The organism is Chlorogloeopsis fritschii PCC 6912, assembly GCF_000317285.1.
GTDB classification, from domain to species: domain Bacteria; phylum Cyanobacteriota; class Cyanobacteriia; order Cyanobacteriales; family Nostocaceae; genus Chlorogloeopsis; species Chlorogloeopsis fritschii.
Genome location: NZ_AJLN01000125.1, coordinates 19,120 through 35,319 on the forward strand (window position 1 = coordinate 19,120; position 16,200 = coordinate 35,319).

Below are 16,200 nucleotides of genomic sequence, written 5' to 3' on the forward strand. Positions count from 1 at the left end.
CTAGAGGCTAGAGGCTAGAAAACAGAGACTTTCACAGATCCGTTATGAAATGAATGATACGGGCGTGTGTTTTTGCTACTAAAACGACGGAAAAAGCTAAATAGCAGAAATTTTTCACTAATTTAAGGAATCCTTCGCTAGTAAATAGGAGTGTTAGCGGTAGGATGTCTATGTCTTTTTTGGCAGTATAAATATGCCTGACACTATTTACGTTAATCCCGAAGTTGGCAATGATACCGCTAATGGTAGCCAACAAGCACCTTTAAAAACTATTACGCAAGCTCTTAAAAAAGCTACATCTGGTACGCAGATTCAACTAGCAGATGGTACTTACAATGCTGCTAACGGTGAAGCATTTCCTTTATCAGTTCCCAGTGGAGTCTCTATCATCGGTAATGAAGTAAACAAAGGTAGCAGTATATTAATTGAAGGTAGCGGCGAATACCTCAGCCGTACTTTCGCCCGGCAAAATGTGATATTTGTGCTTGCCAATGGTGCCCAACTCCGGGGAGTGACTGTAACAAATTCTGCTATCCGTGGTAGTGGCGTCTGGATAGAATCAACTAGTCCTACAGTTGCAAATTGTACTTTTAGGCAGTGCAAGCGAGAAGGAGTTTTTGTGACTGGTGAAGCCAATCCAGTTATCCGTGATAATCAGTTTACGGAAAACGTTGCCAATGGCATGGCGATCGCCAAAAATGCCCAAGGTGATATTAGAGGTAATACTTGCTTCAACACAGGTTTTGGTATTGCTATTAGTGATAGTGCTTCCCCGAAACTTACAGACAACAAAATTTACGAAAACCGTTCTGGAATTGTCATTTCTGGTGATGCTCGCCCGGTATTGCGAAATAATTTATGCGAAAAAAATATTCAAGACGGTTTGACAGTAATTGTAAATGCATTACCAGATATTGGTAGTACTAATAACCCAGGAGGTAATATCTTCCGTAATAACGGTCAATTTGATATTCAAAATGCTACTTCAAATAAGCTGGTTTCTGTTGGAAATCAAATAGATCCTGCCAAAGCTAAGGGTAGTATTGAATTTACTGAGAATCAGGTTCCTACTCCCATCCTCACTCCTTCACCAAATCCTACACCGACGCCGACACCAGAACCTGAACCAATACCAGAACCGATCCTAACTCCTATACCCACACCTACACCAATACCCAGCGTTAGCGATCTAACTGATATTAAAGGTCATTGGGCTGCTACTTTTATTCAGGAACTAGTCAAATTAGATATTATTAAAGGTTTTCCCGATCGCACATTTAAACCCGATGCAACGATGACACGGGCACAATATGCGGCATTACTCGTAAAAGCTTTCAATCCATCAGCTAAAAGGCAAGTCATCAAATTCAAGGATGTAGCGGAGAATTTCTGGGCATATAAGGTAATTGAGCAAGCATATCAAGGACAATTTCTTTCTGGTTATCCTGATAGCACTTTTCACCCCAACGAAAACATTCAACGCGTGCAAGTCATTGTTTCTCTAGTAAATGGATTGGGGCTAACTACTAGTGCTAACAAAGCCGTAAAACCTTACGACGATCAGGCAAAAATTCCTAACTATGCCAAGGATGAAGTAGTTACTGCCACTCAAAAACAGATAATTGTCAACTATCCGAAACTTAACCTACTCAACCCCACCCGCGAAGCTACACGCGCAGAGGTGGCAGCGATGGTGTATCAAGCATTAGTTGACGCTGGTCGTGTAGCGACGATAGATTTACCCTACATTGTGGCTGCTTAGTATTTAATTTTTGTTTAATTTTTGCTGGGTGGGCATCTTGCCTGCCCTATATGCGATCGCAAAGCAGAATAACATCAGCTACCTGTGTCGATAATCTCAACAAGTTGCTATTTAAAATAAAGCAAAAAGAAGCATCCCTCCTAAGATAGATAATTTTTTGGGGCAAATCCTTAAGTTAACTACGAAGTTTTAAATCCTAAATTCACCAACTGTTTTATCACCAACATAATTTTTATAAATATCAAAAGCTCTAGTATAAAACAGCAAATAATCATATAATGAAGTGTTAGTTGCTGGTCGTAGTAATTGTTACTTCATTGGCTGAGATTCACGGTTGTTTAAGTGAGGTAGATTAAAAAGTTTAAGCTTGTCCTTTAACTTTTCGGTTTACCTTGTCAAAGAAACTTGGCAAACTATTAGGTATCAAAGAATAATGTTTAAACGTCGCACAATACTAGCTGGTCTAACTGTGCTTGGCTTAACATTGGCCGTTAGTACACAAGTCTACGGACAATCCACTAGCGGGCCAGAAGCTTGGGAGAATGTCTATAACGAGGCGGTTGCTGGGGCAACAACGACAATTACAGCTTCGATTTTAAACATAGTATTTAACCTGCTAACATTCCTTAACTTGGCAGGTTTTTGGGGCGGTTAACCCTCTATCTCATACTCAAACAGAGAAAGAGTCTAAATAGGACTTTTGCAATTTGATTTTTTGATAATTCCTGCGCCTGCGATCGCGATCGCTTGACTATATCTCTAACTTCAATGGCGCAGATTATCCCATAGCCAAATATTCCATAACCCGTGAGGAGTTTTCTTTCTATGTTCAAACCTCGCACAATTTTTAGTGCCTTAGCTGCAATTATCCTAGCGCTTGTCATAGGTACACAGATATATAAACAACCCGCCGTTGCTTCTGGAGGGGTGTGTAATCCAACTGTGGCTAACCTTCCTATATGTCCAAGTACAGCTCCGTCAGAGACAGCTAGTTTCATCGATCCAACTGCAACAATCACCAATCCAACAAATATTAGCTTGGGCGAAAAAGTCTATGTTGCACCATTTGCCGAGTTAAACGCTAATACTGCCCCCATTAGCATCGCAGCAGATTCTAACGTCCAAGAGCAAGTCAAAATTACAGCTTCGGGAACGGGAGTGGAGATTGGCCCGCGAGTGATTATGGCACACATGGCTACCATCAAAGGTGCAGCCAAAATCGGTACTCAAGGCTCAACCGGGCCTTTTACCGACCCAATTACCAATACTCAATTCAACAACGATATTCCAGAGACTTTTCTTGCCTTCAACTGTGAAGTAGACGGTGCAACTATAGAAAGAAACACGGTAGTCAACTTTCTCTCGCGGGTTGGCCCTGGCGTTACCTTACCTGCTGGTAAAGTTGTCCTGCCAGGTAAAAACGTCACAACTAACTTAGAAGCTACTAGCGGTACTTTGGGAAAGGTGGTAAACCTGACACAAGCCGACGTTGCATTGATGGAAGGCGTCATTGAAGTCAATCAGGCATTTGCCAAAGGTTACACAGAATTGGCCAGAGCAGACTTGTCAAACGTACAAGGGATAAATTACGCTCCAGTCACATCTTTTAACTCCGGAGGTTTGCCGCAGATAGGTGGGAATGTCACTCGCGATCCAAACTTTCGTAACCGCATCATCGGCAATATCATTCTGCAAGATTCTTTAGCAACGCTCTCCAACAAAATAGGTAATAGAATTTCGCTACGTGCTGATGAGGGTCAACCTTTTAATGTCGGGACAATTGCTGGTATGGCAAATGATGTTGTCTTTCACGCTTTAGCAACAACTAGCTTGACTCTTGGTAATAATATTGGCTATGGGCCTCGTGTTCTAATTCATGGTGGTAGACAAGTTGTCAATGGTGTTGCTAATGGCCCTGAGACCAGGATAGATGATTCCGTAGGGCTAGGGCCGAACTCTGTCATATTCCGCTCAGTCCTTGGCACCAGATCGGCAGTTGGGCGAAAAAGCGCAGTCTTCAATTCCACACTGGCTCCCAGAACGGCGATCGGTTCTCGAACAATATATGCCGACAACGGCAACATCATTTTACCTGTGGAGTGGTAAGCAATTAACTTTTGCATAAATTATGAATCTGAAAATCTTGTCGCTAGTGCAATTACAATGCCTACGATTGGTTCTGCTGTTCACTTTGATATTCGTACTGATACTAAGTGTTGATGGCGGTTCATCTATAGCCGCACAGAAGGTTGGGCAACCAGGATTTATAGACCCCGTCAATACTGACATCACCTCCAATCAGCCTCAGGTAGTACAACCTTCAGTCACCGGACTTGTTTCTACATTGTCGGATGAGGTCGAGGAATTACCAGCACAGTTAATTCGCTGGTCAACCTACTGGCAACTTTGCTGGCAACCATATCCCGAAGCTAAAGAATACGAACTGCAAGCAGTGCTTATGCAAGGCAAGTCTCCTAAGTTGCAACGTCAAAGCGATCGCTGCTTTCGTATACAAGCTGCATCTAATGAAAACCAAAAATCACAAGGATTACTCAACCGTGAACTAATCTTGTTGATGCATAAGATTCAGCTTGGTTATCGAGTGCGAGCTGTCTTAGATCACAACCGCGTCAGTGAATGGTCTCAGGTAATGGCAGTCGGTGCAACTACTGTTTCTGAATCGAATGGTACTAAGATAAGTGCAAATCCCTGATATTACTGACTTTAGAATGTAGGGTTTAGGAAATTAAAAACAAGACAGTTCTGTTTCTTTTGTCACAAGTTGAGGCTCTTTGGCAGTGATTGTCAAAGAGCTTTTATAATAAGCTTGAAAGCAGCCGATAGGCGACGCACCACCCGCTATGAATGTGGAGTTTGGAGGGCGTTTGAAGAGCGATCGCCTGGCGAAAGCTTATCCATAATCAAGGAATTTTAAGAATCAGCTTGCAACCAATTCTCTACACTAATACCATCAACTCTCTGCATATCAGAATCATTGGAAACAAGAATCAAGCCGCGTGTAATTGCCGTTGCTGCTATCAAAATATCTGCATCTTCTAAAGATATACCTCTCTTTTTTAAAGAAACTTGAATTTCACACGCTTTCTCTATCATTTCTATATCATCTAAAAATAAAACTCCATATTTTCTGATAAACTGGTTAAATTCAGCTAGCTGTCTCGTTGCATTTAAAGCTAATAATCCTCGTTTAACTTCATAATACGTGATACAACTGATAAATACTTCTTCGCCCCGAACGTTAGCCTCCCGTAATTTGTTATCTACTGTGATATTTCGCTTCAAAATATAACTAACTATATTAGTATCTAGAAGATAAGTCACACTCTCTATTTCCCTTCTACCGCAGCATCAAAGATTGCTAACTGTTCGGGCGATAAATCATTTAACGTTCCCGAAACAGCCTCTAATACAAGAATCTTATCAATTCTGCGTGTTAATTGATTCTCAGGAATCGCCCTGATTTCTTCAGGAGAAAACTTACCAAACAGGTTTACCAACATTTCTATCATTTCCTGTTTGTCTAATTTCACCTGGTACAGACTATTAGTTTGAAACAACTTTTCTACAATTGGCGATATACGGTTAATAAGTTCTTGATTGTAACTAGTAACTTCTTGCATAACTTTTCCTCAGCTTTTAATATATTGCCCCAATTATAAATAATTTCCTAAACCCTTTACGTTAATCTCAACACTTGTCTGCGTTGACAAAACTATTTTCGCGTTAGCTTTATAAGCTTCTGTAGATAAGAGCGCAATTTATATTGACTTGAGCGAGGCTTCTTGTTTGCTCATTATTAGGTTAAGATTTAGTTAATTCTGTTAAAAATAGGTAATTTTAATCTTAAGCGTCAATTAATTTTACTAAAATTAGGTGAATTTGATCTCACCTTCAAGCCATGTTGCAGAAAAGCATTCACGCGATTGGGCGCTACATTCCCATTCTGCAATGGTTGTCCAACTATCGACTGTCTTGGCTGCGTCAAGATTTTATGGCTGGGTTAACAGTCTGGGCGGTGATGGTTCCCACTGCACTTGCCTATACAGGAATTGCTGGCGTTCCCGCTGCTGTCGGGTTGTACACTGTGCCGCTGAGTCTCCTAGCTTATGCCTTTTTTGGCACCTCTGGTGTCTTAATTGTCGGCCCGGATTCAGCAACCGCCTTGCTGTCGGCACATACGGTGATGATGTTTGCTACTCCAGACTCGTCAGAGTACCTTGCCCTAACATCTGTACTTGCCTTTTTGGTAAGTCTACTTTTGATTGGATTCGGGCTGCTACGTATGGGATGGGTAGCCAATTTCATTTCCCAGCCAGTGATGCAGGGGTTTGTCCAAGGGTTAGCAATTGTGACGTTAATGACGCAATTACCCAAGCTGTTCGGAGTGAAACAAGTTGACGGCAACTTTTTTGAGAGATTGGGGGCACTGTTGTCAGAGTTGCCTCATACCCACTTCACAACCTTAGTAATGGGGTTGGCTAGCTTGTTACTTTTGTTTGCTTTCAGTCAGTGGTTCCCTCGATTGCCAGCGGCTTTCCTTACGATTTTAATAGCTGTCTTAGCGGTTTCCCTGTTCGGTTTGCAACACAGTGGTATTGCCCTTGTTGGCAACATCAAAGCAGGATTGCCTCCCATCGGACTGCCAAAGATGGATTGGCAACACCTCAGCTTGCTTTTGCAAGGAGCCTTAGCGATCGCGCTCTTAGATTATACGGAGTCTCTGGCGGCGGCTGAGACGGCTGCTCAAAGAACAGGCGGGCATATCGATCACAACCAAGAAGCGATCGCTTTAGGAATGGCTAATTTAGGATCGAGTGTGAGTTCTGGCTTTGTGGTAGCTGGCAGCCTTTCGCAATCAGCAGTGAGTATGGTGGCTGGTGGCAAGACTCAGATGGCATCAATTTTTCAAGCCGCTTTGGTGCTGCTGACTTTATTATTTTTGATGCCCTTATTTAGTAACCTTCCTTTGGCTGTACTGGGTGCGATCGTGGTTAAAGCAATGCTGACTATGCTTAATCCGATTTACTTCAAGCAACTATGGAGGATTGATCGTACAGAATGTTGTTTAGCACTAGCCGCCTGCATGGGCGAACTTGCTTTCGGAATCTTAGCAGGTATCGGTTTGGGAGTACTCCTGTCACTCATCGTGCTAATTTATCACACCAGCCATCCAGAGACAGCAGTTCTCGGCAAGCTTTCAAATGAATCGAGAACTTATCGAGATATTGTCCTGCACCCGGAAGCCATAACTGTACCGGGACTGTTGATCTATCGTTTTGATGCAATATTGTTCTTTGCCAATGCCAGCTTTTTCGCCCAAGATCTTAAACGCCGAATCAAGAACTCCAAACAGCCAGTACAGGAAGTACTGGTAGACGCAGAGACTATTAACTCAGTCGATATAACGGCAGCACAGATGTTAGTTAAATTACACGCTCAATTACAAGCACAGAATATCTCTCTGTCTTTAGCTGGTGTGAAAGATCCTGTATGGGACATGATGCGTTGGACAGGAGTGGAAAAAGCGATCGGTCGAGAACACTTTTTTGAGTCCATTTCTGAGGGAGTAAATGCCTTTCTCAAGCAACAGACAATAACCGAAAAGTCCAGTGAAAAAGCTTAGAAGCAGTTTTTACCATTTCGCGTGGAATATACATGATGGCAAGAGGGCTGTCTTGTGCGGCAGCTTTGGTGTTTTGGTAACTGCCATTTTATTTCGGCGCTTAGGCTGGGAAATAGCCAGTATTCTTGGTTGGATATGCTGGGTAGGCAGCTATCTATTGCTACTTGGCATTGTTATTGTCAGTGCCGACGGATCGAGAACTCAACAACGGGTTTCCAGAGATAACCCAAATACGTTGATGTTACTTATTTTACTGAGTGTAACTACCTTTATAAGTAACATTTTTGTGGGCATTATTCTCACATCTGTAGGTAACCGCACTCACGGACACACCCAAGTTTTGATTGTACTTAGCGCGATCGCTATACTTTTGTCTTGGTGTTTGTTGCACACTTCTTTTGGACAGCAATATGCGCGGATTTACTATGACGTAGTAGATGATAGCGGGCGGACATCTGCCAGCAAGCTGCGTAGGGGATTAGCTTTTCCAGGAACAGATCAGCCAGCCTATCTAGATTTTCTTTACGTATCCTTTACAATTGCCCTGACTTATGCAACCAGCGATGTCGATATTGAATCTGAATATCTACGGCGAATAGTTCTCGTCCACAGCTTGGTATCTTTCTTCTTCTACTCAATTATTCTAGGAAGTGTTCTTAACGCTATTGTCACTTCTTAAGACAAGTAAATATTTGCAATAAAAAGTTAAAATTGTCCATTGGGATGACACTTCTGCAAGATTGGCTTAACCAAATCTGTCAGCAATATGCTTTGAGAATTTTCTTGCAAATGTTTCACGAATTTCTTGTCAGGTTCTTCTAGCTACGTATGATCTGGTAGATCTGATTCAACACCTAATGGTGATTGTGTTGAGGTGGTGGGAACCTCGCAAGATTGGGGGAGCTTATTCAGTAACATGGCATTTGTTATACTTGATTGCGACCTTATCAATGCAATTATACTGAATATATGTTAAAAATAATACATTTTTATACTTGCAACTCAAGCTAATCCAGCTAAATGAAGTCAAATATTTTTGGAGGTAGGACAAATGGCAGCTAACGATAGCATAGTTCTCGATACTATTCTTGAACAAAAAAAGAGTCAGATTGCTGATTCTCTACCCGATGATGTTTATTTTGAAATATTCACGTTTGAGCAGATTTTGAAAAAATATGACCTTTCATATGAAGAGTTGATATCTGGAAAAATTGGAGGAGGTGATGATGGAGGCATTGATGGGTTCTTTACCTTTATTAACGGAGAAATTCTTGATAAAGATACCAATTTAAATGAATTTAAAAGATATCCAACAATTGAATTATTTTTAATTCAATCCAAGCGTTCACCTTCATTTTCAGAAACTGCTGTTGAACACGTAATTAGATCAGGAATGAATATCTTTAATTTACAAAAGGATATCTCTATTCTTCAAAAGAACTATAACGCAGAACTTATTGACAAAATTTCATCTTTTAGAGAAGCTTATCTTCAATTAATCTCAATTCATCCTAGTTTAAAAATTAATTATATCTATGCCAGTAAGGGTGATACAACAAATATTCACAGGAAAGTATATAACAGTGCAGAGAACCTTAAAGAAACAGTTCAGAGTTATTTTAGAGGAGCCATCGTCAATACACAATTTATTGGCGCACGTGAATTAATAGATGCTTCTCGGCTAGAAAAGAATTATAACTTAAAGCTTAAATTTATAGAAAATTATATTTCAAGAAGCGAAGATAATTATATTGTACTAGCCACATTAAAAGATTACTATAATTTTGTGACAGATGAAAATAACGAATTGAGACAATATATATTTACTTTTAATGTGCGAGACTACCAGGGGAATGTAGAAGTAAATAAAGATATTCAAAAGACACTTGAATCAGATAATGCTCTAGACTTTTGGTGGCTTAATAATGGTATAACTATCCTGTCATCTAAAGCCACTGTTGCTGGGAAAATTATTAGCCTTGATGATGTACAAGTTGTTAATGGGTTACAAACAACTAATACAATTTATAACTATATAAAACATAGATCTGAGGATAATGATAAAGATAAAAATAGGTCGATTTTGATCAGAATTGTAGCCACAAATGATACAGAATCTATAAATCGTATCATCAAAGCAACCAATTTTCAGACTCCCATACCACCCGCCTCACTAAAAGCGACTGATCCAATTCAATCAGATATAGAAAATTATTTTTTAAGTAAAGGATGGTACTATGACCGCCGCAAAAACTACTATAAGAATATGGGCAAGCCCATAGACAGAATTATTAGCATTTCCTATTTAGCTCAAGCAGTAATGGCAATTGTTCTTCGTGAACCCAATATTTCTAGGTCTAGACCATCTTCGATTATAAAAACAGATAGTGACTATAAACGTGTGTTCAAGGAAAAGTCTAACCTTCAGGTGTATATGTTTTGTGTGGAAGTGATGAAGCAGGTAGAATCATTTATACGCAGCACAGTTTCTGAGAAATCAAAACAAGAAAATGATACTTTCTGGAGGCATACTTCGCCACTTCGCATTCTCAGTTTTCATTTAGCAATGCTTCTTGTGGTTAAATTGCTTTGCAAAAATGACTACAATCCTACAGATGTAGAGAAGTTATTAAAAGTGGAGTTAAAAAATGAAATTATTAGTCAAACATTATTTGAACTAATTGAGTTAACAGATAGATACGTAAATTCTCGACCTTCATTATCAATCAATACAGTTGTTAAACAAAAAGATTTCGTTACATATTTGCTAGACAACGTCAATTTATCTACTATTGGGTAATTAACAAACTTCCCATTACTCTTGAATTTCCTAGAGTGAACGCTCTCTCCTTAACCCAAGTTCGATAATTAATATATTGGTAACTAGGAGATAGCCTAGCTCATTTCTCCTTATGTCCTTTCTACAGCTGCATCAAACATCTCCATTTGCTCTGGTGTTAAATTGTTTAATGTCCCAGAAACTGCCTCTATGACCAAAATACATTTCTGATATGCGTACCACTGCCGCATCTCTTCCGCTAGAAACTTCTTGCATATTCCCTTGCCTCCACCCATAACTTTAATTTGCCTAACCACTTATAACTCTAACAACTCCTCATCTTTGCGTCCTTCGCGTCTTTGCGGTTCATTTCATAAAAAAAGGGCAGGCTAATTACCCACCCTCAAAATAATTATTCTGTTGCTATTAACCCAACAATTTCTTAGCCTTAGCTAACACATTATCTACGCTAAAGCCGAATTTCTCCATACAGACACCGCCAGGAGCCGAAGCACCAAAGCGATCATCAATACTAACAGTATCGCCTTCGGTACCTATGTACTTGTGCCAGCCAAAGCTAGTGCCAGCTTCTACAGCTAAACGCTTGGTGACAGCTTTGGGCAGAACAGACTCTCTATAAGCCGCATCTTGGGCTTCAAACAAATCCCAAGAAGGTAGCGAAACAACACGGACTTTATTGCCTTGGGCCGTAAGTTTCTCAGCTGCGGTTATACAGAGGTTTAATTCTGAACCAGTACCAATCAGGATCAAATCTGGCGTACCTTGACAATCCACTACAATGTATCCACCCTTTGTTACGCCCTCAATCGACGTACCTGCCAGGTTGGGGACATTTTGACGGGTGAACGCCAATAAAGTGGGAAAGTCTTGCTTTGCTCTTTCAATTGCCACTTTGTAAGCGCCAGAGGTTTCGTTGCCGTCTGCCGGGCGAATTACTGTTAGCTTAGGAATAGCTCGCAGGGAAGCTAGAGTTTCAATCGGTTGGTGCGTCGGCCCATCTTCACCTTGTCCAATCGAGTCGTGAGTCATTACCCAAATCACGCCAGCGTTGGACAGGGCAGATAAGCGGATGGCAGCACGCATATAGTCTGTGAAGATCAGGAAGGTTGCGCCGTAGGGAATTAATCCCGAACCGTGCAGCGCTATGCCGTTGCAGATTGCGCCCATACCATGTTCCCGCACACCAAAGTGGATGTTGGGATTTTGGTATTGCCCTTTCTGAAAGTCGCCCTTACCCTTGAGTTCAGTGAGGTTTGAGTGGGTTAAGTCAGCCGAACCACCAATTAATTCAGGTAAAACTGTTGCCAGTTTGTTGAGGCAGGTTTCTGAGTGTTTGCGGGTGGCTACTCCTTTGTCTTCGGGGGTATAGGTAGGTAGTACCTTATCCCAACCGTCCAGAAGTTTGCCACTAATATAGCGCTCAAATTCAGCCGCTTCTTCGGCATATTTGGCTCTATAAGCATCAAAGGCTTTATTCCATTCAGCTTCGTAGCCTGCACCGCGCTCAACTGCTTTACGCGTGTGGTTGAGAGCATCTTCTGGGACTACGAAAGGTTCATATGTCCACTCCAGGTTATTGCGGGTAGCAGTCACTTCATCTGTTCCCAGAGCAGCACCGTGAACACCAGCTGTATTTGCTTTGTTGGGAGAACCATAACCGATGGTGGTTGTCACCTTAATCATCGAAGGTCTATCAGTGACTGCTTTTGCGGCTTCAATTGCTTTCGCTATCCCTTCTAAGTCGGTATTGCCATCTTTGACATGCAGGACATGCCAACCATAGGATTCAAACCGCTTGGAAACATCTTCGGTGAAAGCAATATCTGTAGAACCGTCGATGGAAATGTGGTTGTCGTCGTATAGGGCAATTAGCTTACCCAATCCCAAGTGTCCTGCCAGGGAACAGGCTTCACCGGATACGCCTTCCATGTTGCAACCATCACCCAAAATTACGTAGGTGTAGTGGTCAACAATTTTGGCATCGGGTTTGTTGAACTTTGCAGCTAGATGTGCTTCAGCAATTGCCAAACCGACCCCATTAGCAATTCCTTGCCCTAAGGGGCCTGTAGTAACTTCTACACCAGGGGTCATAAAGTTTTCTGGGTGTCCGGGGGTTTTAGATTCCCACTGACGGAATTGCTTAATCTCCTCAATGGTTACGCTGTCGTAACCAAACAGGTAGAGCAGGGCATACTGCAACATTGAGCCGTGCCCGGCAGACAGGACAAAGCGATCGCGGTTAAACCACTTAGGATTCTTGGGGTTAAACCGTAAAAACCGATCCCAGAGTACAAATGCCATTGGTGCTGCGCCCATCGGCAGTCCTGGGTGACCAGACTTTGCCTTTTCTACGGCATCAATTGCCAAGAAGCGAATAGAGTTAATACAAAGTTCTTCAAGGGTTTGGGTTGCAACAGCCATAATAAGATTGTTGTTAACGACGGGTTAGCACTCTTTGAGCTTCTCCACTGTTGGGGATATTTTGTTTCCCCAAAACAGTATCTTTATCATCCCATTGGTGCTTGTTGACAAACAAGCCGTACTATCGAGGATTTTTGATTTGGGATTTTAGATTATTCTATGAAAGATCGCCCTAAATATCAGTTGCCAAAGGGACTTACTTATGCAGTTAAGCTGTCCCCAACGCTACTTTTTATGCCGTTTACGATTTTCATAGTTTGAGCATCAAATCTAAAATTACCAATTTCAAACCCTAGACGTACTTCTTAAAGACTAGCGTGACATTGTGACCGCCAAAACCAAAAGAATTGGATAATGCCACATCTAGACGTGCAGCCCGACTGACGTGAGGCACATAATCTAAATCGCACTCAGGATCGGGGTTTTCTAAGTTGATTGTTGGTGGAATGCGATCATTGGCGATCGCCATTACTGTTGCCACTGCTTCAATGCCACCAGAACCGCCTAACAAGTGACCAGTCATGGATTTTGTGGAACTGATCGCCACTTTGTAGGCATGGTCGCCCAAGGCTTTTTTCATGGCAGCAGTTTCTGTGGTATCATTAGCCGGAGTGCTGGTGCCGTGAGCGTTGATGTAGTTTACTTGCTCTGGGGTTATGCCTGCATCTTTGAGTGCCAACCGTATAGCTCTAGTTGCTCCCTCTCCACCAGGTACAGGGGAAGTAATATGGTAAGCGTCACAGGTCATCGCGTAGCCGATAATTTCTGCATAAATTCTCGCGCCACGACTCTTTGCGTGTTCTAGTTCTTCGAGAATGAGAATGCCCGCGCCTTCACCCATAATAAATCCGTCGCGATCTTTATCAAATGGACGGCAGGCACGAGTGGGGTCATCATTGCGAAAAGAAAGGGCTTTACACGCTGCAAATCCAGCCACAGACAAAGGTGTGATCGCCGCCTCGGTGCCTCCGCAAATCATCGCTTGGGCATAACCGCCTTGAATCAAGCGAAAAGCGTCTCCGATCGCATTGGAACCAGCAGCACAGGCTGTCACAGCGCAAGAATTAGGGCCTTTCGCACCAGTATGAATTGCAGTTAACCCCGCTGCCATATTAGCAATCATCATGGGAATCATGAAAGGGCTACAGCGATCCGGGCCACGATTTAGATAAATAGTTTGCTGGTCTTCCATTACCTTAATGCCACCAACGCCCGAACCGATCATGACACCCACTTGTTCTGCATTCAGGTCATTGATAACTAATCGTGCATCTGCTAAAGCTTGCTTTGCAGCCGAAACAGCAAATTGCGTAAATCGATCCATGCGCTTGGCTTCTTTACGTTCCAAGTAATCGTGTGGATCGTAGTTTTTAACTTCACCAGCAATGCGGCAATCATGGCGAGAAGCATCAAATAAGGTAATTTCGCCAATGCCATTACGCCCGCTTACCAATCCTTCCCAATACTCGGCTGGTGTATTACCAATTGGTGTAATCGCGCCAACACCAGTTACAACAACGCGCTTACGTATAAAATCAGTCATTTCTCAGTTACAGGTGGCTCTTCCTTGATGCAGGCAGGACAAAACAGGGACTAGGGACTAGGGACTAGGGATTAGGGACTAGGGACTAGGGGCTAGAAATTTTAGATTTTAGATTTTGGATTTTAGATTAAGTTCCAATCCAAAATCGCTTTCTCCAAAATCCAAAATTGAATTACCCAATCACCAATACCCAGTACCCATTCCCAATACTAGGCGGATGCGGCAACTTTGTCGTTGATGTAATCAACTGCCTCTTGAACTGTAGTAATTTTTTCTGCGGCTTCATCAGGAATTTCGATATCAAATTCTTCTTCCAAAGCCATTACCAGTTCTACAGTATCCAAAGAATCGGCTCCCAAGTCGTTGGCAAAGCTAGCTTGTGGGATGACTTTGTCGGCCTCAACACTTAGCTGTTCGGAGACGATTTTCTTGACCTTTTCAAAAATTTCCGCTTGGCTCATAGAGTAAATTCCTCAACCAGTTGCTAAATCCGCTCTTTATGGGGGACATGATTTTGAGCATATTTATCTTATCGGAAAGCGCGATCGCCCGTATACTACTAAGGGATTTTCTTTGAGAAAATCTTTCCTCTGTTTCTGTTAGAAACAAAGCTACTGCTCAAGCGCTTGGGTATCAGAGCGCGCTACAAGTCGCAAACACGGTTTAAACAGTTCTGTTTTGCAATTCTTACTAAATTTTTTTAAGAATATACACTCTACAATCCACTGTCTTGCGATCGCCACTAACAAGTGATGATAAAAAAGTTATCGTATAAGTCTATGACCTCATAATCTTATCAATTTCTATGCTATCCCATACGTTAAAGTACGCTTACTACCCTGGCTGTGTTGCTCAAGGAGCTTGCCGGGAACTTCATCAGTCAACTATTGCCCTCACCAAAGCATTGGGGATTGAACTGATTGAACTCAAAAAAGCAGCTTGCTGTGGTTCTGGCACTTTTAAAGAAGATTCGCAATTATTAGAAGATACTGTCAATGCTCGAAATATTGCTTTAGCAGAACAATTAAATTTACCTTTACTAACTCATTGCAGTACTTGTCAAGGTGTGATTGGTCATGTCGATGAACACTTAAAAGGCTGCCAAAAAACAAACCCTGCTTATGTAGAACAGGTTAATAACTTGCTTCAAAAAGAAGGTTGTTTGCCTTATCGAGGAACAGCTGAAGTTAAACATATCCTTTATGCTTTAATTAAAGATTATGGCTTAGAAGAAATTCAACAACGAGTTACCCATAAATTAACAGGGTTAAAGTGTGCTGCTTTTTATGGCTGTTACCTTCTCCGTGCTCAAAAATCCATGCCATATGAAGATCCTTTTCAACCAGAAGGGATGGAAAATGTATTTCGAGCATTGGGAGCAACACCAATTTATTACAGAGGTCGTACACAATGTTGTGGTTGGCCTCTTTCTAGCTACGCTACCACCCAATCTTTTAAAATGGCAGGAATGCATATCCAAGAAGCCTTGGCAGCTGGTGCTGATTGCATGATAACACCCTGTCCTCTATGTCACCTAAACTTGGATTCTCGCCAACCAGAGGTAGAAAAAGTAATTGGGCATAAACTTGGTTTACCAGTCTTGCACTTACCCCAATTGATTGCCTTAGCATTGGGTATTAGTCCAAAAGAACTTGGCTTAGAAAGGCATATTGTTTCTACTAAGCCTGTGTTGGAGAAGTTGGGAATTTTGGTTAGTAGATAGTAGATAGTAGATAGTAGGGGGGGTTTTGTTGATTAACTTTGGGTTAAAACCGATAATTTATCTTCTAAACCCGCCTGTACAGTTAGTAGACCACAAATTGTAGGGTGGGCATTGCCCGTCAAAGCCTATTTAGTAAACCTTTTAAATATTGAAGCAATGCCCACCTTACAGAAAACCGCTGTAAAAGAGCAACTATCGATTTAAGTAGAGACATCATTGATAAAACCTAGATAAAATTCAGTCGTACAGTAGTTAGTAGGTATGACTTTTACACCTCCCCACCAAACATTGACCACTATCCACTAAC

The 16,200-nt window shown here is 41.8% G+C and carries 14 protein-coding genes; 8 read left to right on the forward strand and 6 right to left on the reverse strand.

The annotated features are described in order from the left end of the window. Nucleotides 1–193 precede the first annotated feature (193 nt). The 4 genes from UYC_RS0129100 to UYC_RS0129115 all read left to right on the forward strand — a co-directional run bounded on the left by UYC_RS0129100 (nt 194) and on the right by UYC_RS0129115 (nt 4,475). A complete protein-coding gene (locus tag UYC_RS0129100; RefSeq protein ID WP_016878965.1) occupies nt 194–1,762 on the forward strand; it encodes a DUF1565 domain-containing protein in 1,569 nt (522 codons plus the stop codon). A gap of 433 nt (nt 1,763–2,195) precedes the next feature. Next, nucleotides 2,196–2,417, forward strand: coding sequence for a hypothetical protein (locus UYC_RS0129105; protein ID WP_016878964.1), 222 nt, complete (start codon nt 2,196–2,198; stop codon nt 2,415–2,417). Nucleotides 2,418–2,587: 170 nt separating this feature from the next. Continuing rightward, nucleotides 2,588–3,868 carry an LbetaH domain-containing protein gene (locus UYC_RS0129110; RefSeq protein ID WP_016878962.1) on the forward strand — a complete coding sequence of 427 codons (1,281 nt, stop codon included), beginning with the start codon at nt 2,588–2,590 and terminating at the stop codon, nt 3,866–3,868. Nucleotides 3,869–3,890: 22 nt separating this feature from the next. Further along, the gene (locus UYC_RS0129115) at nt 3,891–4,475 is read left to right on the forward strand and encodes a hypothetical protein (RefSeq protein WP_016878961.1); all 585 of its coding nucleotides are present in this window, start codon (nt 3,891–3,893) and stop codon (nt 4,473–4,475) included. A gap of 218 nt (nt 4,476–4,693) precedes the next feature. Here the strand turns inward: UYC_RS0129115 and UYC_RS0129120 are convergent, their stop codons facing one another. Next, nucleotides 4,694–5,104, reverse strand: coding sequence for a type II toxin-antitoxin system VapC family toxin (locus UYC_RS0129120; protein WP_016878959.1), 411 nt, complete (start codon nt 5,102–5,104; stop codon nt 4,694–4,696). A gap of 5 nt (nt 5,105–5,109) precedes the next feature. Continuing rightward, entirely contained in the window at nt 5,110–5,403 is a 294-nt protein-coding gene (locus tag UYC_RS0129125) for a hypothetical protein (protein ID WP_016878958.1), read from the reverse strand. Between the two features lie 278 nt (nt 5,404–5,681). Here UYC_RS0129125 and UYC_RS0129130 point away from each other — a divergent pair, with 278 nt between their 5' ends. From UYC_RS0129130 to UYC_RS0129140, 3 genes are all read left to right on the forward strand, one after another. Beyond that, a complete protein-coding gene (locus tag UYC_RS0129130) occupies nt 5,682–7,406 on the forward strand; it encodes a SulP family inorganic anion transporter (protein WP_016878956.1) in 1,725 nt (574 codons plus the stop codon). Beyond that, on the forward strand, nt 7,393–8,085 hold the full coding sequence (locus UYC_RS0129135) for a DUF1345 domain-containing protein (protein ID WP_235083187.1): 693 nt from the start codon (nt 7,393–7,395) through the stop codon (nt 8,083–8,085). The genes UYC_RS0129130 and UYC_RS0129135 overlap by 14 nt, the downstream gene beginning before the upstream one ends. Before the next feature lie 372 nt (nt 8,086–8,457). After that, nucleotides 8,458–10,206, forward strand: a complete 1,749-nt coding sequence (locus UYC_RS0129140; protein WP_016878953.1) for an AIPR family protein — start codon at nt 8,458–8,460, stop codon at nt 10,204–10,206. A 132-nt stretch (nt 10,207–10,338) separates the two neighbouring features. On the opposite strand, the gene UYC_RS40050 is transcribed toward UYC_RS0129140, so the two are convergent. From UYC_RS40050 to acpP, 4 genes are all read right to left on the reverse strand, one after another. Then, nucleotides 10,339–10,461 carry a hypothetical protein gene (locus tag UYC_RS40050; RefSeq protein WP_268744037.1) on the reverse strand — a complete coding sequence of 41 codons (123 nt, stop codon included), beginning with the start codon at nt 10,459–10,461 and terminating at the stop codon, nt 10,339–10,341. 150 nt (nt 10,462–10,611) lie between these two features. Continuing rightward, nucleotides 10,612–12,627, reverse strand: a complete 2,016-nt coding sequence (gene tkt / locus UYC_RS0129150) for a transketolase (protein WP_016878951.1) — start codon at nt 12,625–12,627, stop codon at nt 10,612–10,614. A 292-nt stretch (nt 12,628–12,919) separates the two neighbouring features. Then, complete coding sequence (fabF, locus tag UYC_RS0129155) at nt 12,920–14,170, reverse strand: beta-ketoacyl-ACP synthase II (RefSeq protein ID WP_016878950.1); 1,251 nt, start codon at nt 14,168–14,170, stop codon at nt 12,920–12,922. A gap of 209 nt (nt 14,171–14,379) precedes the next feature. After that, nucleotides 14,380–14,631, reverse strand: coding sequence for an acyl carrier protein (gene acpP, locus UYC_RS0129160; protein WP_016878949.1), 252 nt, complete (start codon nt 14,629–14,631; stop codon nt 14,380–14,382). A gap of 344 nt (nt 14,632–14,975) precedes the next feature. Here acpP and UYC_RS0129165 point away from each other — a divergent pair, with 344 nt between their 5' ends. Continuing rightward, nucleotides 14,976–15,893 carry a CoB--CoM heterodisulfide reductase iron-sulfur subunit B family protein gene (locus UYC_RS0129165; protein WP_016878948.1) on the forward strand — a complete coding sequence of 306 codons (918 nt, stop codon included), beginning with the start codon at nt 14,976–14,978 and terminating at the stop codon, nt 15,891–15,893. Nucleotides 15,894–16,200 lie beyond the last annotated feature (307 nt).